Genomic DNA, 24,830 nt, shown 5'->3' on the forward strand with positions numbered 1-24,830 from the left:
AGGAAATTGTGCATTGCAGCGTGCCGTGATTTCTAAAGCGCGTCGCGATCTTTCGGATTCGCGCCTCGCGCTTTAGCTCTTTGTTTTACGCATGTCGTTATCGCAAAACCGCTGCACAGTTTTGCGCGACATGCTTTAGTTGTTTCTACCAGCCAAGGCCCTCGCGCACGATCAGGAAGGCGGCGATCAGCGCCATTGCATACATGAAGGGATAGAAGATCTGTGGCCTCATGCGGCGCACGCACCAGGCGCCGGCAATGGTGGCGAGCGGGGCAAAGGGCAGAAGCGTCGCGGAGGTCGCAAGGTTCTGGGTATCGAGCTGGCCGAGTGCAAAATAGGGGATCAGCTTGATGGCGTTAAGGATCGCGAAGAAGCGCACGCTGGTGCCGGTATATTCGCGCGGCTGCAGTTTGAGCGGCAGGGCATAGATCTGGAAGGGCGCACCGCCGGCATGGGCGACGAAGCTGCCGTAACCGGAAAATGTCCCCCAGAGGCTGGCAGCCACCGGCCGCTGGCCGCGCGGCGGGATCACCTTGCCGGCGCCGGGGCCGAAATTGTTCCAGAAATAGCGCAGGCAGAAGAAGATGGTCACCGCGCCGATGACGATGCGCAGCATGTTGCCCGGAACCAGGGCCGAGGTCGCCCAGCCCAGCGCGATACCGAAGACGGCGCCCGGCAGCATGATCTTCAGCGTCGCCCAGTCGCCATGTTTGCGCCAGATGACGAGCGAGATCATGTCCATGAAGACCAGGATCGGCAGCAGGATGGCGGCCGCCTCGACCGGCGAGACGACGAGGGCGAGGAAGGGCAGGCCGATCAGCGACAAAGCGTCGCCCATGCCACCCTTTGCGAGGCCCACCAGCAGAACGGCGGGCACGGCGGCGTAGTAGAATGACAAATCCTGCGGCATGCTTTCGACGTCCTCCTCTTGCAAGCCTCGTCTAACGGAACTACTCACACAAAACGAGTGCGGATCCCTCATTTCGAAGGGGAATTCGCCGGAAACGGAAAGACCTCATGACCGAACCGGAAAATCGCTGCCGCCTTGTGCTCATCGTGCCTGATATCGCCGATGCCGATGAACAGGCAAAGATCGTCGCCGATGCGCTGAAGGGCGGCGATGTCGCCTCGGTGATCGTGCCGCAATACGGGCTCGACGACGGCACCTTCCAGAAACATGCCGAAAAGCTGGTGCCATTGATCCAGAATGCTGGAGCAGCCGCGCTGATTGCAGGTGACAGCCGTGTCGCAGGCCGGGCAAAGGCCGATGGCCTGCACCTTTCCAGCAATGCCGAGGCGCTTTCGGAAGCGATCGACAAACATGCGCCGAAGCTGATCGTCGGCGGTGGCAACGCGGCCGACCGGCACCATGCGCTGGAGATCGGCGAAGTCAGGCCGGACTATATCTTCTTCGGCAAGCTCGATGGCGACATCAAGCCGGAGGCGCATCCGAAGAACCTTGCGCTCGGCGAATGGTGGGCCTCGATGATCGAGATTCCCTGCATCGTCATGGGCGGCACTGATCCGGCCTCGGCGCTCGCCGTCGCCGAGACTGGTGCGGAGTTCGTGGCGCTGCGGCTGGCGGTCTTTGGTGAGCCCGGCCGGGCGCCGTCGGTCGTTGCCGAAATCAACGCGTTGCTTGACGAAAAAGCGCCACGGTTTGAGGATTGAAATCGCGCTCATGCCGATCCTGCCCGCCCGCCTTTTGAAATATATCCTTGCCAGCGTGACCGCCCTCGTTGCGGCCGGGCCGAATGTCGCCCTGGCGCAGGCGCCGGACAGCGTCATCAGCCAGCCGGGCACGGCGCCGGCTTCGACCTTCCGCACGGACCGGCCCTCCGCCTCGGACGTCGGGCCCTCCGACGGCGTCGGCGTGTTCGACCGCATGGGCGCGAAGTTGCCGGATCTGCCGCCGGAGAAGGATTACAAGGGGCCGATCGACGAAGCTTACGGCGCCTTCCAACGCGGTTATTACCTGACGGCAATGGACAAGGCGCTGCCGCGCGCCCAGCTCGGCGATCCGGCGGCGCAGACGCTGATCGGCGAAATCCTCTCGCAGGGTCTCGGCGTCAAGAAGGACGTGAAGAATGCTGCCTTCTGGTACGGCAAGGCGGCCGAAGGCGGCGATGCGGCGGCCATGTTCAAATATGCGCTGATCCTGATGGAAGGCGAGGGCGTGCCGCGTGACAAGGTCAAGGCCGACGACTACATGCGCAAGGCGGCCGAGGGCGGCAATCCTTCGGCGGAATTCAACTGGGCGCAGCTTCTCGTCGCCGACAATCCCGGCGAGAAGGGACTGAAGCTCGCGCTGCCGTTCTACGAGAAATCGGCCGAGCAGGGCATTGCCGATTCGCAATATGCCGTAGCGCAGATCTATGCGACGCTGAAGGACCTGCCGGAGGAAAAGAAAAAGCTTGCCCGCGAGTGGATGGCACGTGCAGCGCGCGCCGGTTTCGACACGGCCCAGCTCGATCTCGGCATCTGGCTGGTCAACGGCGTGGGTGGGCCGAAGGATTACGTCAAGGGTTTCGAATGGCTGAAACTTGCCGCCAATGGCGGCAACGTCGTCGCGCAGAACAAGCTCGCCCATCTCTATATCAATGCGATCGGCACGCCGCCCAATCCGGTCGAGGCGGCGAAGTGGTACGTGCTGTCGCGCCGGGCCGGGCTTGCCGATCCGTCGCTCGAGGATTTCTATCTCGGCATCGAGGACGATCAGCAGAAGGCGGCGATCGAGGCCGCCAACAAGTTCCGGCGGCGATAGCGACCGTATCCTAACTTAGAAAAGCGCATCGGCGAACAGATCCTCATCGTTTTCGGCTTTGGCGGTCTCGGCGGGAACGGGGGTGCTGTCCTCGCTCGCCGGAATTATGCCGCGATGAATGTTGCGTTCCTGGACCATCGTGTAGTGCTTGAAGATCTTGCGGTCGAGCGGCGCGATCGTCTCGGCGAGATCGGAGATATCGGCGACCTCAGTGCCGGCGACGCCTTCGAGCAGACCGGCGCAGCCGGCAAGGACTTCACCGAGATCATGCTGGAAATCGAGCTTGCCGATCAGCAGGCTGATCTTGGTGGCGACCTCGCGACCGTTCTCGGCGAGCACCTTCAACTCGTTTTCCATCACGTTGGCTGCCGAGCGGATGTTGCCGACGGCCGACGTCAGGCTTTCTCCCAGGCTGCCGGCTGCGGCATCCGTGGCGGGAGCGACGCGCCCGGCCGCGGCTTCGAGCGCCGGCAGGCCGTTGACGATGGCGTCGGCAGAATCGTCGAGCTTGCCGGCGAAGATGCGCAGTTCGGCGGTGACGACGTTGATCGACTTGCCTTCCTCGCCGAGGCGGCTGCAGCGCAGGTTGGTATTCAAAGCCATATAGTGAATGTCGGTCTTGACGGCGCGGATGTTGCCGATCGCTTCGGAGAGCTTGGCGGCTGTGCCGATCGTCGACTGGCTCACCTGATCGGCCTGGCGGCTTGCCGTGTCGACCTGCTTGACGATTTCGTGGGCGGCCGAAACGCTGGATTCCAGCGCGCGCATGAAGTTGCCGCCGGCCTCGCCGCTCTGACCGCTCATCTGATCGCGCAGCTTGAGGATCTCTCGCATGTCGTGGTCGAAACTCGCGATCGTCTTGACGACGTTCTCAGAATCCCGCTGGAAATTTGCGCACATGTCGCTCATCTGCGCTGCGGTCAGATGGTGAATGACGTTCTGGAGGCGCTGGCGGGCGCCGGCGTCGAGGCTGGCGCCATCCTCGCCGGCAAAGAAATCCTCAAGGAGCGAAAAGGTAGCCTGTACATGCTCGATGCGCTGGCGGGTGATATCGCCGATCTGCAGGGCAGACAGCGTCGAGGCGACCTTGCCCTGGACGGCGCGGGCAATCGCACCGACCTCGCGGGCGATGACGCCGAGATCCTTGCGATGTTGGGCGATCTTGGCGGCATCATCGCGCAGGGCTCCGGCGACGGCCGGAACGGTATCGGCATAACCCTTGGAAACGCTGGCGCCAAAGGAGGTGGCGAGCTTGACCTCCTTATCGAGACTGTCGAGATGCGTGGCGAAACGGTTGACCTCATCGGTGCCGGAATAGATGCGCTCCAGGATCTCCTGGGCGAAGCCGGCGAATTCGGCAAGGCCGGCACCGGTGATCTTCACGGTCACGGCGAAGGTTCTGAGATAACGCATCGTCTCCTGCATGTCGGAGACGTGCTTGCGCAGCTCCCTGCCGGTATGCGCCAGCGAGACGAGCGCCTGCTGGCGGTTTTCCTCGGTGACCGGCAGCGCCGTCAAGCTCTCGACCGTGGCGCGAAGATCGGCGCTGGTGTCGCTCGCATCCTTGTTGTCGAGCGTCGTGGTGACACTCTCGAGCGAGTTCAACAGACGGTTGAGGACATCCATCACCGACAGCAGCACGGTGCCGCCTTCGAGGAACCGTTCCTCGACCTGGCCGCGGGCGGATTCCAGGGTCTGGCTGATGTCCCGTCCTGATGTGTAGGCTGCAGCGTTCGGTGATACCAGAGCGTGTGCCACTTTTATACCTTTTCTTAAGATCCAGGCGATTCAACTCTATTTTTACGGGCAGGATGGAAACGTCCGGTAAACGCGCCGGACTCGCCAGCGTTGTGATTAACGAAAGATGTCGATGGCGTGTCGGTGAAAGCGTAACGCTCGACTTGATGATTCAACATATTGTTTTTATTTTATTTATTTCTAAATTTTGAGAAAAAAATACAACTTATCCCGGATGAGAATTGGGAGTCGCGGAACGCGCTATACGGCAGTTTCCTACAACCGCTGTTTACCCCGCATTAACGCTGCCGTGAGAGTCCTTTTAGGGTCGTCAAGTATTTTCTGGCCCAGGAGGCTGCATTGGATACTCAGAAACAATATTACGAATCTATAAATTTGCCAGACGTGCTCAGCATTCGTAATGTGACCGAACTATATTCCAAGTTTAATGATGAATTTCATAGCCGCGATACAATCATCGTCAGCATTCCAGAAGGTGCGGAAGCGGATCTGAGTTTCGTTCAACTCATCGAATCCTCGCGCCGCCAAGCAAAATCCAAGGGAAAGACGTTCAAGCTTTCTTCGCCGGCCAATGGATCGGTCTTGAAGGTACTTGAGCGCGCAGGTTTCATCGAATCCTTCGATCAAGAAGACGCAAATTTCTGGTTGCATAAAGAGGTGACGTTATGAGTGCAAATATCCTGACCGTCGACGATTCCGCCAGCATTCGTTTGACCACCAAGGTCACGCTGACCAATGCCGGCTATAGCGTCACCGAGGCGGTCAATGGGGCAGAGGGCCTCGCGACCGCCAAGGGCAGCAGCTTCGATCTGATCGTGACCGATCTCAACATGCCTGTCATGGACGGGCTGACGATGATCGAGGAACTGCGCAAGCTGCCGGCGCAGGCCGGCGTTCCGATCATCTTCCTGACGACGGAATCGGACGCCGATCTCAAGGCGCGCGCCAAGGCCGCCGGCGCGACGGGCTGGCTGACCAAGCCGTTCGACCCGGAAAGTCTGGTGAAGATCGTGAAGAAGGTTCTCGGACGATGAGTACACTCGATCCGGTCGCCGTATTCCGCACGGAAGCTGCCGAATGCCTCGAAGCGATCGAGGCCGGTCTTCTCGACCTGACCCACCAGCTCGACAACAAGGATCTGGTCGACGCCGTGTTCCGCGGGCTCCACACGCTCAAGGGCTCCGGCGCGATGTTCGGTTTCGAGGCGCTCGCCGCCTTCACCCATCATTGCGAAACAGCCTTCGACCGCGTCCGCAAGGGCGAGGTCGCGGCGACCAGTGAACTCGTCGCCGCCGTTCTCGCCGCCCAGGACCATATGCGTGCCCTCGTCGACCAGCCGGATGCCGATCACGGCGATACCGGGAATAAGCTTCTGGCGCAGCTGCAGGCTGCCGTCGGTGGCAAGCAAGCGGCGGCTGCAGCAGCGCCCGCCGCTGTTCCCCCGCCCGCGGCCGTGCTCGACGCACCGGCGAAGATGAAGAACAGCTGGCGCATCCGCTTCAGCCTGCCCGCCAATTCGATGGCCAACGGCACCAACCCGCTCGGCCTGCTGGACGAGCTGCGCGATCTCGGCGAATGCAGCGTGCGCGCCAACACCTCGGCCATTCCGGCCCTCGACGATCTGGTTCCGACGGAGCTCCATATTTCCTGGGACGTGACGCTGACCAGCGAGCAGGATCGTTCAGCGATCGACGACGTTTTCATCTTTGTGCTCGATGACATGGAACTCAGCGTCGAGGAGATCAGTGATACGGCAGCGGCAACCGCCGCTCCGGTCGAGGAAAGGGCTGCCCCTGTCCCCGTCGCCGCAACATCGACCGCCCCCCCTTCGTCGACCACGGCCCCGGAATTCCGTCCAGTCGAGGCGGTTCCCGCCAAGCGCGAGGCGCCCGCCGTCGTCAGCCAGGCAAAGGCGGCCGAGAATGTCCGCGTTCCGGCCGAACGTCTCGATGAGCTGATGGACCGCGTCGGCGAGCTCGTCATCGCGCAGTCGCGCCTCAGCCAGCTCGCCAGCGCCAGCACCGATATCGCGCTGCGTTCCGTTTCGGAAGAAATCGAACGCCTGTCCGGCGAATTGCGCGACACGATGATGGTGCTGCGCATGGTGCCGGTCGCCACCCTCTTCTCCCGCTTCCGCCGCCTCGTCCACGATCTCGCCCGCGAGACCGGCAAGGTGATCGAGCTGGTGACGGAGGGCGAGAGCACCGAAGTCGACAAGACGGTCATCGAGCGTCTGGCCGATCCGCTGGTGCATCTGGTGCGCAACTCGATTGATCATGGCCTCGAAACGCCCGCCGAACGGCTTGCCTCCGGCAAGACCGAAGCCGGGACGGTGACGCTTTCGGCCCGCCAGGCCGGCGGCGAGGTGATCATCTCGATCAAGGACGACGGCCGCGGCATCAATCGTGAACGGGTTCGCGCCAAGGCCGAATCCTCCGGCCTTATCCAGCCCGGCCAGCCGCTTTCCGACTCAGAGCTGCTGCAGCTGATCTTCGCCCCCGGCTTCTCGACGGCAGCAGCTATCACCAATCTGTCCGGCCGCGGCGTCGGCATGGACGTGGTCAAGAAGACGGTCGAAGCCCTCCGCGGCGCAATCGACATCGTCAGCATGCCGGGACAGGGTTCGGAAGTGTCGCTGCGCATCCCGCTGACGCTCGCCATCATCGACGGCCTGCTGGTGCGCGTCGGTTCCGGCCGCTACGTCATCCCACTTTCGGCGGTCGAGGAATGCCTCGAACTGTCGCTCGAGGAAGATCTCCGCTCGCGCGGCCGCAGCTTCATCTCGCTGCGCGACAGCCTGGTGCCGTTCCTGCGCCTGCGCGACCTCTTCCGCACCGGCACCAAGCCCGATGTGCATCAGAAGGTCGTCGTCATCTCGACCGGCACGGAGCGCGTCGGCCTCGTCGTTGACCAGATCATCGGCGACCACCAGACGGTCATCAAGTCGATGTCGAAGCTGCACAATAACGTCGCGACCTTCTCGGGCGCCACCATTCTCGGCGACGGCAGCGTCGCTCTCATTCTCGACGTCGGGCACCTGGTTGCCGCGGGTCAACAACAGGAGGCGCAATTGCGTGTAGCAGGATGAGCGCAACAGCAGCAACGGCCGAACGATTCGACAATCACTGGAGCTATGCCGAGGAAGTCGAGGTCCTGACCTTTGATCTCAATGGCGAAACCTTCGCACTTGAAGCGGTCATCGTCCAGGAGATCCTGGACCTGCTTCCTGAGACCGCGGTGCCGGGCAGCCAGCCCTTCGTCGCCAGCGTCATCAACTTTCGCGGCAAGGTCATTCCGCTCGCCGATCTGCGTCTCGCCTTCGGGATGGAAGCGGCAGAGGCGACGATCGACAGCCGCATCATCGTCATCGAGATCGATCTGCAGGGCGAGCAGACGCTCGTCGGCCTCAGAACCGACAAGGTGAACGAGGTGACGACACTTGCAAAGTCCGCGAGCGAGGCACCGCCGAGCATCGGCATGCGCTGGCGCGCCGATTACATCAACTGCCTGGTGAAGAGGGGCGGAGAATTCATCATTCTCCCTAATCTGCAGGCGATTTTTTCATCGAGGCACGACGCGGCTGGAGCCGCCAATTGACGCTGGATGAATTCAACGAGGGGTTTGGGGACCATGCGACTGACAATCAAGACGAAACTGGTGACCGCGTTCACCTTCATCATTGTAATGCTCGTGGGCACTGCCGCTTACGGTGTCTTCAGCCTTGGATCGCTGAACGACACGATCGATAAGCTTCTCGCCGGCCCGGCTGCCCGCCTGGATTTCGCGCAGCAGATCAACATCGCTCAGCTCGAGGCGATCCGCCAGCAGAAGAACCTGCTCACCGCCCGCAGCGCAGACGAGACGGCCGGGGCAATCGCCAAGGGCAATCAGGCTCGCAAGGAATTCGCCGACGCCTTCAGCCAGGTGTTGGCGCTGGCAACGGAAGAAGGCAAGGCGCGTTGGGCCCGCATCGCCGAACTTTCCAAGACCTTCAATGGAGCCGACGATCAGATCCGCGAATATGTGAAGGCCGGCAATGCCGAAGGCGCAAATGCCATCTCCGTCACGACGGCGCGCGCCGCTGCCAACGACATCGACTCGACGCTCAGCGAGATCCTGGCACTTGAAAAGCAGCGCATGAAGGCTGCTGACGACGGCGCCGAAGCGCAATACACGACGACGCGCACAATGATGGTTGCGGTCGCCGCGGTCGCCCTGCTGATTGCTGCCTTTACCGCCTTCTGGATCGCCAGCACGATCAGCAAGGGCCTCAGTCGTGCCAACACCGTGGTTCGCGAAGTGTCGGAAGGCGATCTGACAAAGATGGCCGATATCACCAGCCATGACGAAATCGGCGAACTTCTAGGCAACGTCAACACGATGATCGAACGCCTGCGCGGCGTCGTCGCCGACGCACTGTCGGCCGCCGAAAACGTCTCTTCCGGCAGCCAGCAGCTTTCGGCAAGCTCGGAACAGGTCTCGCAGGGTGCTACCGAACAGGCGGCTTCGGCCGAAGAGGCTTCCGCCTCGATGGAAGAGATGGCCGCCAACATCAAGCAGAACGCCGACAATGCGGCGCAGACCGAAAAAATCGCCCGCCAGTCGGCCAAGGATGCGGAAGCCAGCGGTGAAGCGGTGACGCGCGCCGTCGACGCTATGCGCACGATCGCCCAGAAGATCGGCATCGTCCAGGAAATCGCCCGCCAGACCGATCTACTCGCCCTCAACGCCGCCGTCGAAGCGGCACGCGCCGGCGAGCACGGCAAGGGTTTTGCGGTCGTCGCTTCGGAGGTGCGCAAACTTGCCGAACGCAGCCAATCGGCTGCCGCCGAAATCAGCTCGATGTCGAGCGACACGGTCAAGGCTGCCGCCGATGCCGGCGACATGCTCGGCCGGCTGGTGCCCGACATTCGCAAAACGGCGGAACTGGTCTCCGAGATCAGCGCCGCTTGCCGCGAACAGGATATCGGCGCCTCGCAGATCAATGAAGCGATCCAGCAGCTCGACAAGGTGACGCAGCAGAATGCCGGCGCCTCCGAGCAGATGTCGGCAACCTCGGAGGAACTCGCCTCCCAGGCCGAAGAGCTGCAGACGTCGATCGCCTTCTTCAAGGTCGATACGGCAGGCAGCGCGCGGTCCGGCGCCAACAAAGCGCAGCCAAAAGCTTCCGCCAAGGTGAAGGCCCCGGCCGCTGTCCGCAAGGCTGCCCCGCAGGCCCATAGCCAAGGCCGCGCCCAGACGATTTCGGCTCAGCAGCAGCGTCTCAAAGGCTTTGCTCTCGATATGTCGATGGGTGGTCCGGATGCCAGCGATGACGATTTCAGGGAGAGCGCATAAGCGCTCCCCGGGGGAAGCGCTTATGCGCCTTCGCCGCAAACTGATCCCTCGGGCTGCTCCGGCGGCCCGAGACGGGAATATCCCCCAACGCATGTAGGCGTTGGCGCTGCGATCGATAGATGTCCGGCTGCCGGGAAGTGAATGTAGTCGCTTTCCCCCTTTTCAGACACATCACTTTCAAGCTCGACGTCCCGCCGATGGGACGCGTTTCTATCCATTCGTTTTGACCGCATAGAGGGGGTACCACATGCGTTTCACCATCAAGCTCAAGCTGGGGCTTGCCTTCGGCATCATGACATTGCTGTTGATTGGCATCGCCATCTACGGAAGCATGAGCCTCGGCACCTTGAATGACGCCAGCGGCAAGATGATCGACGGGCCGATGCGCCGCCTGGAACTGGCACTGACCGCCAATGTCGCCGAAGTCAACGCCATACGCGCTCAGAAGAACGCACTGCTTTCCACGGATCCCGACAGCGCTGCCGGTTTCTACAAGGAGGCCGACCAGAACTTGCAGGCCATGTTTGAGGCCGTCGATGCCGGCCACGCCATCGCTTCGCCGGAAGGAAAACCCTATTGGGAAAAGCTGCAGACGATCGGCGCGAAATTCCGCGACAGATCCGCCGAGCTGCAGCAGCTTGACGCCAGGGGCGATCAAGCCGGCGCACTGGCGCTGTCGCTCGGCGACCTGCGCACGATGACCAACGACATGGGTGACGCGATTGCCGCACTCATCGAGATCCAGCGCAAGGGCATGAAGACGACCGATCAGTCGAACACCGATCTTTATAACTCGACCAAGCTGATCCTCAGCACTGCTTCCGGCATCGCCGTGCTTGTGGCGCTCGGTGCTGCATTGTGGATCATGCTCGGAATCAACAACGGCCTGAGGAAAATCACGACCGTCGCAAATGCCGTCGCAATCGGTGACCTTAACCAGACGGTCGATGTCAAGACCAATGACGAGATCAAGGACCTCATCAATACGGTCAACAGCATGACTGCCAATCTGCGCACCACGGCAGCTCTTGCCGATCAGATTGCCATGGGCGACCTCAGCACAGATGCCAAGCCGCTCTCGGATAAGGATACGCTCGGCATCGCGATGCAGAGCATGATCTCCAACCTGCGGACCACCGCCGGCATCGCCGATCAGATCGCAAACGGCGACCTGACGGTGTCTCCAAAGCCGCTCTCCGACAAGGATGCGCTGGGCCTCGCGCTCGAACAGATGGTCGAGCGGCTGCGCGGCGTCGTCGCCGATGCGATCTCCGCCGCCGAGAACGTCTCCTCCGGCAGCCAGGAACTTTCGGCAAGCTCGGAGCAGGTGTCGCAGGGCGCCACCGAACAGGCCGCTTCCGCCGAAGAGGCTTCCGCCTCGATGGAAGAGATGGCCGCCAACATCAAGCAGAACGCCGACAACGCTGCCCAGACCGAAAAGATCGCCCGCCAGTCGGCCAAGGATGCGGAAGCCAGCGGCGAGGCGGTTTCCCGCGCTGTCGAAGCCATGCGCACGATCGCCCAGAAGATCGGCATCGTCCAGGAAATCGCCCGCCAGACCGATCTTCTGGCTCTCAACGCCGCCGTCGAAGCTGCTCGTGCGGGTGAACACGGCAAGGGTTTTGCGGTCGTCGCATCTGAAGTGCGCAAACTTGCCGAACGCAGCCAGTCGGCTGCTGCCGAGATCAGTGCCATGTCGAGCGATACCGTGACGGCGGCCCAGGATGCAGGCGACATGCTCGGCCGGCTGGTGCCCGACATTCGCAAAACGGCCGAACTGGTCTCCGAGATCAGTGCCGCCTGCCGCGAACAGGATATCGGTGCTGCCCAGATCAACGAGGCGATCCAGCAGCTCGACAAGGTGACGCAGCAGAATGCCGGCGCCTCCGAGCAGATGTCGGCGACCTCCGAGGAACTCGCCTCCCAGGCCGAAGAGCTGCAGACGTCGATCGCCTTCTTCAAGGTCGATATGGCGGGTGGGCGCCGCGAGCGCGCGCCGGCTGTAAAACTCACCGCCCGCAGCCGGGCCTCGGCCGCACCGCGCAAACCGGTCAGCAAGGCGCCGGCCAATACGATCGCTGGTCAGCAGGCCCGCGTGAAGGGGTTTGCCCTCGACATGTCGATGGGCGGTCCCGATACGGCCGATGACGAGTTTAGGGAGAGCGCATAGCGCTCCCCTGGGGAAAGCGCATGACCGCTCCCCGTTCGCAATTGTCGTGGGCCAATCAGGATGGCCCGCGACGCACGCTTCGCCTACCGGAATGTCTTCGCTGCATGATGCCGCGCCCCCTGGTCCACATTTATTGCTTCGCTCTCGGAGAGGTATATTGAGATGCGTATTACGATTAAACTTAAGCTCGCAGCCGCATTCGGCTTTGTCATATTGTTGCTGGTGGGCAGCGCGGTCTATGGAATCATCAGCCTCAGTTCCCTGAACGATGCTGTCGGCAACCTTATTTCGGGTCCGGCAAAGAGGCTGGAACTGGCTCTAGAGGCAAAGACTGCGGAGCTTAATGCTGTTCGCTGGCAGAAGAATGCCCTTCTGGAAATGGATCCGGAAGTAGCCAGGAAGGACTACCAGAATTCGGCGAAGAGCCTGGATGAAATGGTAGTTTTCGCCACGGGCGGCCAACAGCTCGCAACTGCCGAGGGCAAGCCCACCTGGGACAGGCTGGTCGAGTTGGCCAAACGCTTCAGTGAGGGGTCCAACAAAGTCGCCTCTATCCAGGAAAGTGGCGACAGGGCAGCGGCAGCGGCGCTTTCGTCCGGAGAGGTTCGCGCTCTCGTCATGGAACTCGAAGATGTTTTCGAGACGCTCGTCACGCTTCAGCAGAAGTCGATGACGCAAGCCGATAACGATACAGACATTCTTTATAGTTCGACGAAAAACATGCTGATCGGCATCGCTATCGGGGCTTCCGTCATCGCGTTCGCTGCTGCGCTGTGGATCGCGCTCGGTGTCAACAGCGGCCTGCGCAAGATCATGAACGTTGCCAGCGCCGTCGCCATCGGTGACCTGAACCAGAAGATCGAGATCAAGAGCAACGACGAGATCAAGGATCTGGTCAACACGATCAACGTCATGACGGACAATCTTCGCAGCACTGCTGAGATCGCCAACCAGATCGCGAACGGCGACCTGACGGTGTCTCCGAAGCCGCTTTCGGAGAAGGACACGCTCGGCATTGCCCTCGAACAGATGGTTGAGCGCCTGCGTGGCGTCGTCTCCGATGCGGCTGCTGCCGCAGAAAATGTCTCGGCCGGCAGCCAGGAACTGTCCTCGAGCTCCGAGCAGGTGTCGCAGGGCGCCACCGAACAGGCGGCTTCGGCCGAAGAGGCTTCCGCCTCGATGGAAGAGATGGCCGCTAACATCAAGCAGAATGCCGATAACGCCGCCCAGACCGAGAAGATCGCCCGTCAGTCGGCCAAGGACGCGGAAGCCAGTGGTGACGCGGTGACGCGCGCCGTACAGGCGATGCGAACCATTGCCGAGAAGATCGGCATCGTCCAGGAAATCGCCCGCCAGACCGATCTGTTGGCGCTCAACGCTGCCGTCGAAGCGGCGCGCGCCGGGGAACACGGCAAGGGGTTTGCGGTCGTCGCCTCGGAAGTGCGCAAGCTTGCCGAACGCAGCCAGTCGGCTGCTGCCGAAATCAGCTCTATGTCGGGCGATACGGTCAAGGCCGCTCAGGAGGCCGGCGACATGCTCGGCCGGCTGGTGCCCGACATCCGCAAGACGGCGGAACTAGTCTCCGAGATCAGCGCCGCATGCCGCGAACAGGATGTCGGCGCCTCGCAGATCAACGAGGCGATCCAGCAGCTCGACAAGGTGACGCAGCAGAATGCCGGTGCTTCCGAGCAGATGTCGGCGACCTCGGAAGAGCTCGCGACCCAAGCGGAAGAGCTGCAGGCTTCGATTGCCTTCTTCAAGGTCGATACAGCAAGCAATCGCCAGTCCCGCACGCCGGCCGCCAAGGTCTCGGTCCGCAGTCCGGCACGGGCCGCCGGTCGCACGCCCAGCACCAGGAAGCCGGCTGCCAACAGCGTTGCCGGCCAGCAGGCGCGGGTAAAAGGCTTCGCTCTCGATCTCTCCATGGGCGGTCCCGACGATGGGGACGCCGAATTCAAGGAAAGCGCATGATCATGGCCACGACATCCCTGGAAGCGCAATTCGTGACCTTCAGCCTCGGCGAGGAGATTTTCGCCGTGCCGGTTGAGGTCGTACGGGAAATCCTTGACTATGCGGAAGCTTTCAAGATTCCGAATGGTCCAGACTATCTGCTCGGCCTGCGCGACGTGCGCGGGCAGGGCGTGCCGACGATCGATCTTCGATTGAAGCTCGGCATGACGAAGACCGTGCCGACGCCGCATACGCGCGTGCTCGTCCTCGACGTGCCGATGGAAAGCCGGCTCCTGACCCTCGGCCTCGTCGCCGACCGCGTCTTCGAGGTCACGCCGTTCCGGCGCGAGCAGATCGAGGCGGCGCCTGACATCGGCGTGCGCTGGCGCTCGGACTATATCGCCGGCGTCGTTCGCCGTGAAAACGGCTTCGTCGTCATCATCGATCTTGCACGGTTGCTGTCGCGCGAGGACGCCTCGGCACTGCAATCGGCGGCCTGACCCGCGCATCAACTCGGAGTACTGCGTTCTATGAGTATGGCAGCAGCTGTGGAAACCCAATTGCCGGGCGACCGGATCAGCAAGCGCAATTTCGACAAGCTTGCCCGGTTCATCTACGATTACAGCGGCATCAAGATGCCGCCGACCAAGCTGACGATGCTCGAAGGGCGGCTGAGGCGCCGCCTTCGCGCAACCAACCATGCGACCTTCGACGATTATTGCGACTTCCTGTTCAATCACGACGGGCTCGACCAGGAAACCGTCTACCTGATCGACGTGGTGACGACGAATAAGACCGACTTCTTCCGCGAAGCCAAGCATTTCGACTATCTGCAGACGGTAGCGCTGCCAACGATCGCCAACAGCGGCGTTCGGACCATCCGCATCTGGAGCTCTGCCTGCTCGACGGGAGCCGAGCCCTACACGATGGCGATGGTACTGGCTGAATTCACCGAAGGCCGCAACGACATCTCCTACAGCGTTCTGGCCACCGACCTTTCCACCGACGTGTTGCAGACGGCGCGCCGCGGCATCTACCCGGAAGACCTCATCGCGCCCGTGCCGCGCGACCTGCAGCGTAAATACGTGCTGACGGCCAAGCAGCCGGATCGGCGGGAGGTGCGCATCACGCCGAAACTGCGCAGCAAGATTGGTTTTGCCCGCATGAACCTGATGGACGAGAAATACCAGATCGGCGAGGCGATGAACGTCATCTTCTGCCGCAACGTGCTAATCTACTTCGACAAGCAGACTCAGGCCGGCGTGCTCAACCGCCTCTGCGACTGCCTGGCGAAGGGCGGCTACATGTTCATCGGCCATTCTGAATCGATCACCGGCTTCGATCTGCCGTTGAAGCAAGTCTCGAATACGGTATTTCAGCGTATCTAAGCGCATGGCGTCATCCCAAAACCGCTGCGCACTTCTGGACGGCATGCATTAGGGGCATTCATGGCTAAGAAAATCCGCGTTCTCATCATCGACGATTCCGCCAGCGTCCGCCAGACGCTGACCCACGTGCTGGAGCAGGATCCCGATATCGAGATCATGGCGGTCGCATCCGACCCCTTCATGGCGGCGCGGAAGCTGCAGGAGGAGATCCCCGATGTCATCACGCTCGATGTGGAGATGCCGCGCATGGATGGCATTACCTTCCTGCGCAAGCTGATGGCGCAGCGGCCGATCCCTGTCGTGATGTGTTCGTCGCTGACGGAGGCGGGTTCGGAGACGCTGATCCAGGCGCTGGAGGCCGGTGCGGTCGACGTCATTCTGAAATCGAAGATCGGGGCCGCCGACAGCCTTGCCGATGATGCGATGCGTATTCGCGAAGTCGTCAAGAGCGCCTCGCATGCACGGCTTTCCAATGTCCGCCGCGCCGCCGGAACCATCCGCTCGGCTTCGGCGGAGGGGCCAGCCAAGAAACTGACGGCGGATGTGATGCTGCCGCCACCGACGGGGCGGGCCATGGCGAAGACGACGGAGATGGTCGTCTGCGTCGGAGCTTCCACCGGCGGCACCGAAGCACTGCGCGAGTTCATCGAGGAACTGCCGGCCAATGCGCCTGGTATGGTGATCGTCCAGCACATGCCGGAGAAATTCACCGCCGCCTTCGCCAAGCGGCTGAACGGGCTCTGCGAGGTCGAGGTCAAGGAAGCCATCGATGGCGATCCGGTGTTGCGCGGCCATGTCTTGATCGCGCCAGGTGACAAGCACATGCTGCTCGAGCGCCAGGGTGCGCGCTACTATGTGAGTGTGAAGACCGGGCCGCTGGTGTCGCGACACCGGCCTTCCGTCGACGTGCTCTTCCGCTCAGCGGCGCGCTCGGCCGGCTCGAATGCCATGGGCATCATCATGACCGGCATGGGCGACGACGGTGCGCGCGGCATGCTGGAAATGCACCAGGCGGGCGCCTACACGGTGGCGCAGGACGAGGCGAGTTCCGTCGTTTTCGGCATGCCGAAGGAGGCGATCGCCAAAGGCGGCGTCGACCGGGTCCTGCCGCTCGATCAGATCGCCCGCGAAGTGCTGATGACGCAGCAGAAGTTCTAGGACCTGCTTGAACAGCCAGACCGAAGCCGGCGGTATCGCAGAATGCCGCCGGTTTTTGGTTGTAGCCCTGCAGGCTCTCTATTCAGGCGAGGTAACCGCCGTCGATCGTCAGGCTGGCGCCGGTGACGAAAGCGGCCTCGGCACTGGCGAGATAGGCGGCGAGGCCGGCGATCTCGCGGTCCTCACCCAGGCGGCCAAGCGCCATCAGCGGCTTGAGGCGCACATGATCGTCCTCATTGGGGTTCATGTCGGTCGCCGTCGGGCCGGGCTGGATGTTGTTGACGGTGATGCCGCGTGGGCCGAGATCGCGGGCGAGGCCGCGGGTCATCGAGGCGATCGCGCCTTTCGTCATGCTATAGACCGAGGAGGTCGGAAAGCCGCTGCGATCGGCGGTGACGCTGCCGATGGTGATGACGCGGCCGCCTTCCTTCATGTGTCTTGCCGCTGCCTGGATGCCGACGAAGGCAGCGCGGACGTTGACGGCGAACATCCGGTCGAAATCTTCGAGCGAATAGTCGTCGAGCGGGTTGAGGATGAGAATGCCGGCATTGCTGACGAGAATGTCGAGACCGCCAAAATGCCCGGCTGTCAGCGCGACGGCATCCTGTACGGCCTTCGCATCGGCACTGTCGGCCCGGATCGCCAGCGCCCTGCCGCCAGCAGCCTCCAGCTCGGCGACGATCGCCTTCGCCTTGTGCTCGGAGCTGGAATAGGTGAAGGCGACGGCGGCGCCGTCAGCGGCGAGTCTTCGAACGATGGCGGCACCGATGCCGCGCGAGCCGCCGGTGACGAGGGCGATCTTGGTGGAAAGGGGTTGAGACATGCAGGTTTCCTTTGTTTTTGGATTAATCAGTCTAGAATTGGCCGTGGAAAGGCCGCTTCGGAGTTGCCCCATCGTCAGCGGAGGCTTCTGATTGCCATGCGTGCGATACCGCGGAGCGTCTCGGGTGGGACGCCGTTTCGGGCGCTGACTTTCATGCCCGACAAAGCAGCGCCGAGAAATGGGATGGCGTCGGCGATATCGATCTCTGTTGCGAGATCTCCGGTCCTGCGAGCCTCTGCGAGAAGGCTCTCGATCGCCGCGTGAAGCGCGTGGCCGGCGCTGTCGGTAAGAGCTGCGATCTCGGCATCGGTACGGCCGAATTCACAGATGGCGCTGACACCGAGGCAGCCGCGCCGCGCCTCGGCAGCGGGACGCGAGGCGAAAGCGACAAGAGCACCTTCCAGCGCCTCGATCGGCCGGTTTTCGCGGCGAAGATCGGCGATGATCTTATCGATGCTCTCCACATTGTAGCGCTTCAGCGCTTCCAGATAGAGACCGCGCTTATCGCCGAAGGTGTCGTACATGCTTTGCCGGCTGATCTTCATCGCCGTCAGCAATTGCTCGGTCGAGGTGCCTTCATAGCCATGCTCGGAAAATACGCCGATGGCGGCATGAAGGGCGGTGTCGCGATCGAATTCCTTGTGTCGTGCCATGAACAGGCTTCTACTCTTATTGGACTGATCTGTCCAGAATAAAATGAATGGTTTCCGCCGCCGCAGGGCAGCCATGCGCGCCTCCCCTTGAAATTTCCCTGATTTTGTGGTCTTGAGGCCGCCAATCTTCGCAGCGCTGCCTGTCATGCATGTTCAGGGACACTTCCCGCCCCTGGCAGCGCGCGCGCCCCGTATCAGTCCCAAGGAAAAATGCGCCGATGGCCCGTTCAGCTCTTCTCAATGTCATGGTTCAGGCTGCCCTCAAGGCAGGAAAGTCGCTGGGACGTGATTTCGGCGAAGTGCAGAACCTGCAGGTGTCCGTGAAAGGACCGGGTGACTTCGTTTCCACCGCCGACCGCAAGGCCGAAAAGATCGTCAGGGAAGAGCTGCTCAAGGCGCGTCCGACCTATGGCTTCCTCGGCGAGGAAAGCGAGGAAATCAAGGGCACCGACGGCGCGCATCGCTGGATCGTCGACCCGCTCGACGGCACGACGAACTTCTTGCACGGCATCCCGGCCTTTGCTGTCTCGATCGCGCTCGAACGCAACGGCGAGATCGTTGCCGCCGTCGTTTTCAATCCGGCAACCGACGAGCTTTATACCGCCGAACGCGGGGGCGGCGCCTTCCTGAACGACCGACGCCTGCGCGTCGCCGCGCGTCGCGCGCTGTCGGATTGCGTCATCGGCTGCGGTGTGCCGGCGCTCGGCAAGCGCAATCACGGCAAGTTCCTGGTCGAGCTTCGCCACGTGATGGGCGAAGTGGCGGGCATCCGCCGTCTGGGTTCGCCGACGCTCGATCTTGCCTATGTCGCTGCCGGGCGGTTCGACGGTTTCTGGGAAGCGGAGCTTGCGCCGTGGGACATGGCTGCCGGCATCCTGCTCATCCGCGAAGCCGGCGGTTTCGCCACCGACTGGGACGGTGGCGCGACGATGCTGGAGAGCGGCGCGATCGTCGCCGGCAACGAGATCATCCACAAGGCGCTGATCGAAGTCGTCAAGCGGCCGGTTCCGGCCAAGTGACCGAACGAAAATCTGGCTGTTGTAAAGTCACGGTTTTCGCCCCGGCATACTTCAATTCGGCACAATGTTGCTCTAGTCTCCGCCAGCAATGACTCCGGAGGCAGCGACCCTATGGAAAATGTGAATGTGGCGGAGATCGGCTCCACCGAAAAGACGGCTGGCACTTATGCCAACAGGCTTTCGAGTCCCATGCCCTTCCTCTGGACGATGCTGCTTTTCCTCGTCATCGTCGGCTTTATCGCCGCCATCCTCTTCCGGCAGACGCAGACCGCCTTCATGCACAATCCGGGCCTCAACGGCCTGATCGTCGGCGTTCTCGCGGTCGGAATCATTCTTGTTTTCAACCATGTACTGGCGCTTCGCCCTGAGGTGCGCTGGTTTAATTCGTTCCGCGCCGCCGGCAGCGCCGACAAGGTGAACCGCAATCCGCGGCTGCTTGCGCCAATGCGGGCGCTGCTCGGCAGCCGCAAGTCCTCAGTGGCGCTGTCGACGACGGCGCTGCGCTCGATCCTCGATTCGATCGCTACCCGCCTCGACGAATCGCGCGATGTTTCACGCTACTTGATCGGCCTCTTGGTCTTCCTCGGCCTGCTCGGCACCTTCTGGGGCCTCATCGGCACGATCAGTTCGATCAGCATTGTCATTCAGTCCCTCGATGCCGGCTCGAACGGCACCGGAGACGTGCTCTCGGCGCTGAAGGAAGGGCTTTCCACGCCGCTTTCCGGCATGGGCCAGGCCTTCTCCTCCTCGCTGCTCGGCCTTTCCGGTTCGCTCATTCTTGGCTTCCTCGACCTGCAGGCCGGCCGCGCGCAAAACCGCTTCTACATGGAGCTGGAAAACTGGCTTTCCTCGGTCACGGATGTCGGCTCCGAGCTTGCCCCGGCTCTCGAGGCCGTTTCCGGCGGTTCCTCGGACGACATGCGCGCGCTCTCCGATTATCTGCGCAAGGTCTCCGAAGAGGGCGGCGCCGGCAGCCAGCGCTCCGTCGCCGCCATGGCGAGCCTTGCCGAAGGTATTCAGGGCCTCGTCAAGAACATGCGCAACGAGCAGCAGATGCTGCGCGACTGGATCGAGGCACAGCAGGACGAGGCGAAGGCAATGCGCCGCACGCTCGACCGGCTTGCCGAGCGCATCGGCGTGCAGGAGCGCGCAGGCGAGAGGGGCGAGCGCATGCGCGACCGCGCCAGCCAGACAGAAAAGAGCGAGGGCAAGTAAGCTATGGCTCTTGCCCGCAACCGGCGCCGCGAACGCACGGTGGATTATTGGCCGGGCTTCGTCGATGCGCTGTCGACGCTGCTCATCTCAATCATGTTCCTGCTGACGGTCTTCGTCGTCGGGCAGTTCATCCTCAGCCGCGAGATCACCGGACGCGATGAGGTGCTCAATCGCCTGAACAGCCAGATCAACGAGCTGACGCAGCTTCTCGCGCTCGAAAAGGGTAGCAATCAGGATCTCCAGGATTCTGTCGCCAACCTGCAGGCCTCGCTTGCCAGCGCCGAAGGCGACCGTTCGCGGCTGCAGGCGCTGCTGAATGCCGGTTCGGGCGGTCAGGATGCGGCGCAGAAGCGGATCGGCTCGATGACGCAGGAGCTTGACGAGCAGAAGCAGGTGAGCGAACGGGCGCTCAGCCAAGTAGAACTGCTGAACCAGCAGATATCAGCGCTTCGCAGCCAGATCGCCGCCGTCGAGGCAGCCCTTCAGGCGTCGGAGGAGAAAGACCGGGTCTCGCAGACCAAGATCGCCGATCTCGGCAGTCGCCTCAACGTGGCGCTCGCCGCGCGCGTGCAGGAGCTGAACCGCTACCGTTCCGACTTCTTCGGCCGTCTGCGCGAAATCCTCTCGGACCGCGAGAATATCCGCATCGTCGGCGACCGGTTCGTCTTCCAGTCGGAAGTGCTGTTTCCGTCGGGCGGCGCCGATCTCAACCCGGAGGGGCAGACCGAAATGGCGAAGCTTGCCGCCGCCCTTCTCGATCTCGCCAAGGAAATTCCGCCGGAGATCAATTGGGTGCTGCGCGTCGATGGCCATACCGACAATGTGCCGCTTGCCGGAACGGGTCGCTATCGCGACAATTGGGAGCTCTCCTCGGCGCGCGCGATTTCGGTCGTCAAGTTTCTGATTGCACAGGGCGTGCCGGCCGATCGGCTGGTTGCCGCCGGCTTCGGCGAGTTCCAGCCGATCGCGCCAGGCGATACGCCGGATGCGCACTCTACCAATCGCCGCATCGAGCTGAAGCTGACCGAGAAATGATTACAGCGCCGCGCGTCTTTTCAGACGCGCAATGGACGCTGTAACACTTTGAATTGCTGCATAATTCCCTAAATCGATTCCGATTTAGGGAATTATGCAGTGGCCCGACATTCCCTGCTGCGCGCCCTTCAGGCGGCCGGCGAGGAAATCGCGCACGGCGGGGCTGTCGCTGAGGCCGATCGCTGTCATATAGGCATCGGCTGCCGCGGTATCATCGCCGGCCTGGGTCAGGAGAAAAGCACGGACAGCCCAGTAGGGCTGGTAGCTTGCGACGTCGCGCGGATCGAGCCGGTCGAGCACTTCCAGCCCGGCAGCGGCGCTCAAGGCCCTGCCGATCACCGCAGCTTGGCTGACGCGTGCACCCAGCGTCGGCTTCATCATCACCAGCGCCGCGTACAGTGTCGTCAGCGCCTGCCAGTCGGTCGTACCTGACAGCCGGCGCGCCGCATGCACGGACTGGATCGCCGCCTGACACTGGAAGGGGCCGAAACGGTCGAAGCCGCCGGCCTTGCGCAACAGTGCATCCGCCTCGGCAATCATGATCGCGTTCCACGCGGCCATATCCTGCTCGTCCAGCGGCACATATCGGCCGCTACCGTCGCGCCGGGCGCTGCGGCGAGCTTCGCAATGAAGCATCAAGGAGAGCAGCCCGACCGCTTCCGGTTCGTCCGGCAGCACCGCCAGAAGCGCGCGGCCGAGCCAGATCGCCTCGCCGGCAAGTGAAGGGTGTTCGTCCTCTCCGTCGAGACCGTCCCAGCCGAGACCGTAAGCCGCGTAGATCGCCGAGAGCACCGCCGCAAGCCGCTCCGGCAAGGTGGGGCGAGGCGGGACGGCGAAGGGAATGCCGGCATCGCGGATCTTTACCTTGGCCCGCACCAGCCGCTGGCTCATCGCCTCAGGTGAGACGACGAAGGTCCGCGCGATAGTCTTTGCCTCGATGCCGAGAACGGTCTGCAGCATCAGCGCCGTATGCACGGAGCGGTCGATGGCGGGATGGGTGCAGGCGAAGAGCAGCTTCAGCCGCTCATCGGGAAAGATGGCGTTGCCGGCCTCGTTCATGCGTTCCTCCGCCTCCTCAAAGGGGATCGATATCGTCGTTTGCGCATTGGCCTCGACAGTGCGATGGCGGGCCGCCTGCATGAGATTGCGGCGGGCGGCAACCAGCAGCCAGGCTTCCGGATTGCCGGGAATGCCGCGCTCCGGCCAGACGCGAAGCGCCGAAGCCAGCGCTTCCGACAATGCGTCCTCTGCTGCCGCCACGTCGCGCGAGCGGGCGGTGAGGAAGGCGATCAGCTTGCCGTAGGACTGACGCGCCACCTTTTCGGCAGCGCGTCCGGCATCGGGCGGCATTACCGCCTCACATCTGCAAGCGCGGACGGACCTCGACCGAACCCTTGTCGGAGATCGGGACGCGGGTCGCCCATTCGAGTGCTGTATCGATGTCGGGGACGTCGATCAGATAGAAGCCGCCGAGCTGTTCCTTGCCTTCCGGATAGGGCCCGTCCTGAACATCGTGTTCCTCGCCTTTGCGGCGCACGATCGTGCCGGTTTCCGGGCCTGTCAGCCCGGCGCCGCCGGTCATGATCCCTGCCTGAGCGAGCGCCTTGCTGTAGGCGACCCAGCCGTCGCGATAAGCGGGATCGCCGCGGCGGGCGAAATCCTCGGCGGCCTCGCGAATGATGAGAGCATATTGCATGGAAAACTCCTGATCTCGTTGTTGCGTTGATCCGGGCATGCCGATAGCGGGGATCGAGATCCCGAAAATCGTAAAGCCCGGCGGAGCGGCGCGGCCGTTCCGAAACAATGAGGCGCGACCACCGGTCGTTTCGACATGGCTTAAAAAAATATGCGAAAAAGAAAAAGGGCACCGAAAATCGCAAGCGGGCCGGGCTCAAGGGCGCCGGCGCTGCTCAAGGGTGCGAAAGGGCAGGGCGGCAATCACGCCGCCGCTGCCGGTCTGCTCAGGACTCGGCCTTCGTCTGGTCGACGACCTCGGCGCTTGGCGTGTTCTTCTTGATGGATTCGATGGCACTCATGGCGGACGCCTTCGCCTTGTAGCCCTCAGACGAGAACATAGCTTCCCCGTTCGATGCCTTGAAGCGGAAGCGGAACTCGCCGGCCTTATCCTTATAGACTTCGAATTTATACATAGATGTCTCCCGAAATCCCAAAACGCTGAATTGCAACCATCAGCTTAGCGGAGGCTAGATCAAAATGGCGAGCTTTTCCACTGCCTTAATCAGGATTGGGTTGCTTAGCGTCCAATTGTCACCGTTTCCATTGGACACAAGCGAATGAGGGCGCCAGCGGCTATGCCCCGAGAACAGGATGATTTCAGGCCGGGTCGGCCTAAAATCTGAATCCTGTTCTAAGTTAAATAGTGAGAGCATGATGTCGTCCGAAAACCGCTCACACTTTTCGGCATCGTGCTCCGGCATCACTCCATCTGGATGTTGGCGCCCTTGACGACCGGTCCCCATTTGGCGAGTTCGGCCTTCACATGGGTGGCGAGTTCCTCCGGCGTCGAGCCGACGATGGTGGCGCTGAATTCCTTCATGCGTTCAGCGACGGCAGGGTCGGCAAGCGCCTTTTTAGCCGAGGCGTTGAGGCGCATCACCGCTTCGTTCGGCGTCTTGGCAGGGGCGAAAAGCGCGTTCCAGGTATAGGTCTCGTAACCTGGAATGCCTGACTCGGCGATCGTGGGCACATCGGGGAAGGAGGGCGCGCGCTCGGCCGTGGTCACCGCCAGCGCCCGCAGGGTGCCAGCCTTGATGTGGCTCGACGACGAGGGCAGGTTGTCGAACATGATTGGCACCTGGTTGCCGATGACGTCGTTCAATGCCGGGCCGGCGCCCTTATAGGGAATGTGCTGCATGCTGACGCCGGCCATGGACTTGAAGAGCTCTCCGGAAAGATGCAGCGGCGTGCCGTTGCCCGATGAGGCGTAGCTGTATTTGTCGGGCTCGGCTTTCAGCAGGGCGATCAGCTCCTGCACGGTCTTCGCCGGCAATTCCGGATTGACGACCAGCACATTCGGCACGACGACGAGCAGCGAGATCGGCGCGAAATCCTTCTCGGGATCGTAGGGGGTCGATTTGAGGATCAGCGGATTGAGGGCGTGGGTCGCCACGGTGCCCATCAGGATGGTGTAACCGTCCGGTTCGGCGCGGGCGACGTTACCGGCGCCGAGATTGCCGCCGGCGCCGGCGACGTTCTGGACGATCACCTGCTGGCCGAGATCCTCTGACATCTTCTGCGCGACGATGCGGGCGACGACATCGGTCGAGCCGCCGGCCGCGAAGGGCACGACCATGGTGATCGCGCGATCGGGAAAATCCGCAGCAGTGGCAGACGCACCGACGGCAAGGGCCGCAAGCACACCGAAACCGAGCGCAAGGCCCGTACGTCGCGTCATATCGGAAAGTGCCATTCCTATCTCCTCCCAAGGATTTCAGCAGCCATATCCCCACCCCGGGGAATGAAGAGGTTAGGGCAGAACGCGCGAAAGACAACTGCGGGGAGGCGCAGCGGGTTCAGACTTTAGTCGTTGTTGGCGGGAG

Annotated in this window: 23 protein-coding genes; 15 read left to right on the forward strand and 8 right to left on the reverse strand. The window is 62.3% G+C overall.

Annotated elements, in window-relative coordinates; translation table 11 throughout:
• Window positions 1-145 precede the first annotated feature (145 nt).
• Window positions 146-910, reverse strand: a complete 765-nt coding sequence (locus AC1D2N_RS25735; protein WP_064651175.1) for a sulfite exporter TauE/SafE family protein — start codon at window positions 908-910, stop codon at window positions 146-148.
• 107 nt (window positions 911-1,017) lie between these two features.
• Between AC1D2N_RS25735 and AC1D2N_RS25740 the strand changes: the two genes are divergently transcribed.
• Both AC1D2N_RS25740 and AC1D2N_RS25745 read left to right on the forward strand, forming a co-directional pair.
• Window positions 1,018-1,671, forward strand: coding sequence for a thiamine phosphate synthase (locus AC1D2N_RS25740; protein ID WP_018243499.1), 654 nt, complete (start codon window positions 1,018-1,020; stop codon window positions 1,669-1,671).
• Window positions 1,672-1,681: 10 nt separating this feature from the next.
• A complete protein-coding gene (locus AC1D2N_RS25745) occupies window positions 1,682-2,764 on the forward strand; it encodes a tetratricopeptide repeat protein (RefSeq protein ID WP_130758995.1) in 1,083 nt (360 codons plus the stop codon).
• Window positions 2,765-2,779: 15 nt separating this feature from the next.
• Here the strand turns inward: AC1D2N_RS25745 and AC1D2N_RS25750 are convergent, their stop codons facing one another.
• Window positions 2,780-4,522 carry a chemotaxis protein gene (locus AC1D2N_RS25750; RefSeq protein WP_130758994.1) on the reverse strand — a complete coding sequence of 581 codons (1,743 nt, stop codon included), beginning with the start codon at window positions 4,520-4,522 and terminating at the stop codon, window positions 2,780-2,782.
• A gap of 339 nt (window positions 4,523-4,861) precedes the next feature.
• Here AC1D2N_RS25750 and AC1D2N_RS25755 point away from each other — a divergent pair, with 339 nt between their 5' ends.
• From AC1D2N_RS25755 to AC1D2N_RS25800, 10 genes are all read left to right on the forward strand, one after another.
• A complete protein-coding gene (locus tag AC1D2N_RS25755; protein ID WP_130758993.1) occupies window positions 4,862-5,191 on the forward strand; it encodes an STAS domain-containing protein in 330 nt (109 codons plus the stop codon).
• A complete protein-coding gene (locus AC1D2N_RS25760; RefSeq protein WP_003552634.1) occupies window positions 5,188-5,556 on the forward strand; it encodes a response regulator in 369 nt (122 codons plus the stop codon). Before AC1D2N_RS25755 ends, AC1D2N_RS25760 begins: the two co-directional genes overlap by 4 nt.
• Complete coding sequence (locus AC1D2N_RS25765; RefSeq protein WP_130758992.1) at window positions 5,553-7,610, forward strand: chemotaxis protein CheA; 2,058 nt, start codon at window positions 5,553-5,555, stop codon at window positions 7,608-7,610. Before AC1D2N_RS25760 ends, AC1D2N_RS25765 begins: the two co-directional genes overlap by 4 nt.
• A complete protein-coding gene (locus AC1D2N_RS25770) occupies window positions 7,607-8,119 on the forward strand; it encodes a chemotaxis protein CheW (protein ID WP_018243494.1) in 513 nt (170 codons plus the stop codon). The genes AC1D2N_RS25765 and AC1D2N_RS25770 overlap by 4 nt, the downstream gene beginning before the upstream one ends.
• 33 nt (window positions 8,120-8,152) lie before the next feature.
• The gene (locus tag AC1D2N_RS25775; RefSeq protein WP_018243493.1) at window positions 8,153-9,859 is read left to right on the forward strand and encodes a methyl-accepting chemotaxis protein; all 1,707 of its coding nucleotides are present in this window, start codon (window positions 8,153-8,155) and stop codon (window positions 9,857-9,859) included.
• 247 nt (window positions 9,860-10,106) lie between these two features.
• Entirely contained in the window at window positions 10,107-12,029 is a 1,923-nt protein-coding gene (locus AC1D2N_RS25780; RefSeq protein WP_130758990.1) for a HAMP domain-containing methyl-accepting chemotaxis protein, read from the forward strand.
• Window positions 12,030-12,191: 162 nt separating this feature from the next.
• Entirely contained in the window at window positions 12,192-14,000 is a 1,809-nt protein-coding gene (locus AC1D2N_RS25785) for a methyl-accepting chemotaxis protein (RefSeq protein ID WP_130758989.1), read from the forward strand.
• Window positions 13,997-14,479 carry a chemotaxis protein CheW gene (locus AC1D2N_RS25790; RefSeq protein WP_018072866.1) on the forward strand — a complete coding sequence of 161 codons (483 nt, stop codon included), beginning with the start codon at window positions 13,997-13,999 and terminating at the stop codon, window positions 14,477-14,479. The genes AC1D2N_RS25785 and AC1D2N_RS25790 overlap by 4 nt, the downstream gene beginning before the upstream one ends.
• Before the next feature lie 30 nt (window positions 14,480-14,509).
• Window positions 14,510-15,367 carry a CheR family methyltransferase gene (locus AC1D2N_RS25795; protein WP_130758988.1) on the forward strand — a complete coding sequence of 286 codons (858 nt, stop codon included), beginning with the start codon at window positions 14,510-14,512 and terminating at the stop codon, window positions 15,365-15,367.
• A gap of 60 nt (window positions 15,368-15,427) precedes the next feature.
• Window positions 15,428-16,525, forward strand: coding sequence for a protein-glutamate methylesterase/protein-glutamine glutaminase (locus AC1D2N_RS25800; RefSeq protein ID WP_130758987.1), 1,098 nt, complete (start codon window positions 15,428-15,430; stop codon window positions 16,523-16,525).
• Window positions 16,526-16,607: 82 nt separating this feature from the next.
• Here AC1D2N_RS25800 and AC1D2N_RS25805 read toward each other — a convergent pair whose 3' ends face one another.
• On the reverse strand, window positions 16,608-17,348 hold the full coding sequence (locus tag AC1D2N_RS25805; protein WP_130758986.1) for a 3-oxoacyl-ACP reductase family protein: 741 nt from the start codon (window positions 17,346-17,348) through the stop codon (window positions 16,608-16,610).
• 74 nt (window positions 17,349-17,422) lie between these two features.
• Entirely contained in the window at window positions 17,423-18,001 is a 579-nt protein-coding gene (locus AC1D2N_RS25810) for a TetR/AcrR family transcriptional regulator (protein WP_130758985.1), read from the reverse strand.
• A 218-nt stretch (window positions 18,002-18,219) separates the two neighbouring features.
• On the opposite strand from AC1D2N_RS25810, the gene AC1D2N_RS25815 reads away from it, so the two are divergent.
• From AC1D2N_RS25815 to AC1D2N_RS25825, 3 genes are all read left to right on the forward strand, one after another.
• Complete coding sequence (locus tag AC1D2N_RS25815; protein WP_018243486.1) at window positions 18,220-19,020, forward strand: inositol monophosphatase family protein; 801 nt, start codon at window positions 18,220-18,222, stop codon at window positions 19,018-19,020.
• 111 nt (window positions 19,021-19,131) lie between these two features.
• A complete protein-coding gene (locus AC1D2N_RS25820) occupies window positions 19,132-20,235 on the forward strand; it encodes a MotA/TolQ/ExbB proton channel family protein (protein WP_130758984.1) in 1,104 nt (367 codons plus the stop codon).
• Between the two features lie 3 nt (window positions 20,236-20,238).
• Window positions 20,239-21,270: a peptidoglycan -binding protein gene (locus AC1D2N_RS25825; protein ID WP_018445945.1), complete on the forward strand. Its 1,032-nt coding sequence runs from the start codon at window positions 20,239-20,241 to the stop codon at window positions 21,268-21,270.
• An 84-nt stretch (window positions 21,271-21,354) separates the two neighbouring features.
• On the opposite strand, the gene AC1D2N_RS25830 is transcribed toward AC1D2N_RS25825, so the two are convergent.
• The 4 genes from AC1D2N_RS25830 to AC1D2N_RS25845 all read right to left on the reverse strand — a co-directional run bounded on the left by AC1D2N_RS25830 (window position 21,355) and on the right by AC1D2N_RS25845 (window position 24,700).
• Window positions 21,355-22,620: an RNA polymerase sigma factor gene (locus AC1D2N_RS25830; RefSeq protein ID WP_130758983.1), complete on the reverse strand. Its 1,266-nt coding sequence runs from the start codon at window positions 22,618-22,620 to the stop codon at window positions 21,355-21,357.
• 7 nt (window positions 22,621-22,627) lie between these two features.
• Entirely contained in the window at window positions 22,628-22,966 is a 339-nt protein-coding gene (locus tag AC1D2N_RS25835; protein WP_026188521.1) for a YciI family protein, read from the reverse strand.
• 265 nt (window positions 22,967-23,231) lie between these two features.
• Window positions 23,232-23,420, reverse strand: a complete 189-nt coding sequence (locus AC1D2N_RS25840) for a YegP family protein (RefSeq protein WP_017968150.1) — start codon at window positions 23,418-23,420, stop codon at window positions 23,232-23,234.
• Window positions 23,421-23,707: 287 nt separating this feature from the next.
• Window positions 23,708-24,700, reverse strand: coding sequence for a Bug family tripartite tricarboxylate transporter substrate binding protein (locus AC1D2N_RS25845; protein ID WP_018243480.1), 993 nt, complete (start codon window positions 24,698-24,700; stop codon window positions 23,708-23,710).
• Window positions 24,701-24,830 lie beyond the last annotated feature (130 nt).

Source organism: Rhizobium sp. P1_B8 (assembly GCF_056406515.1).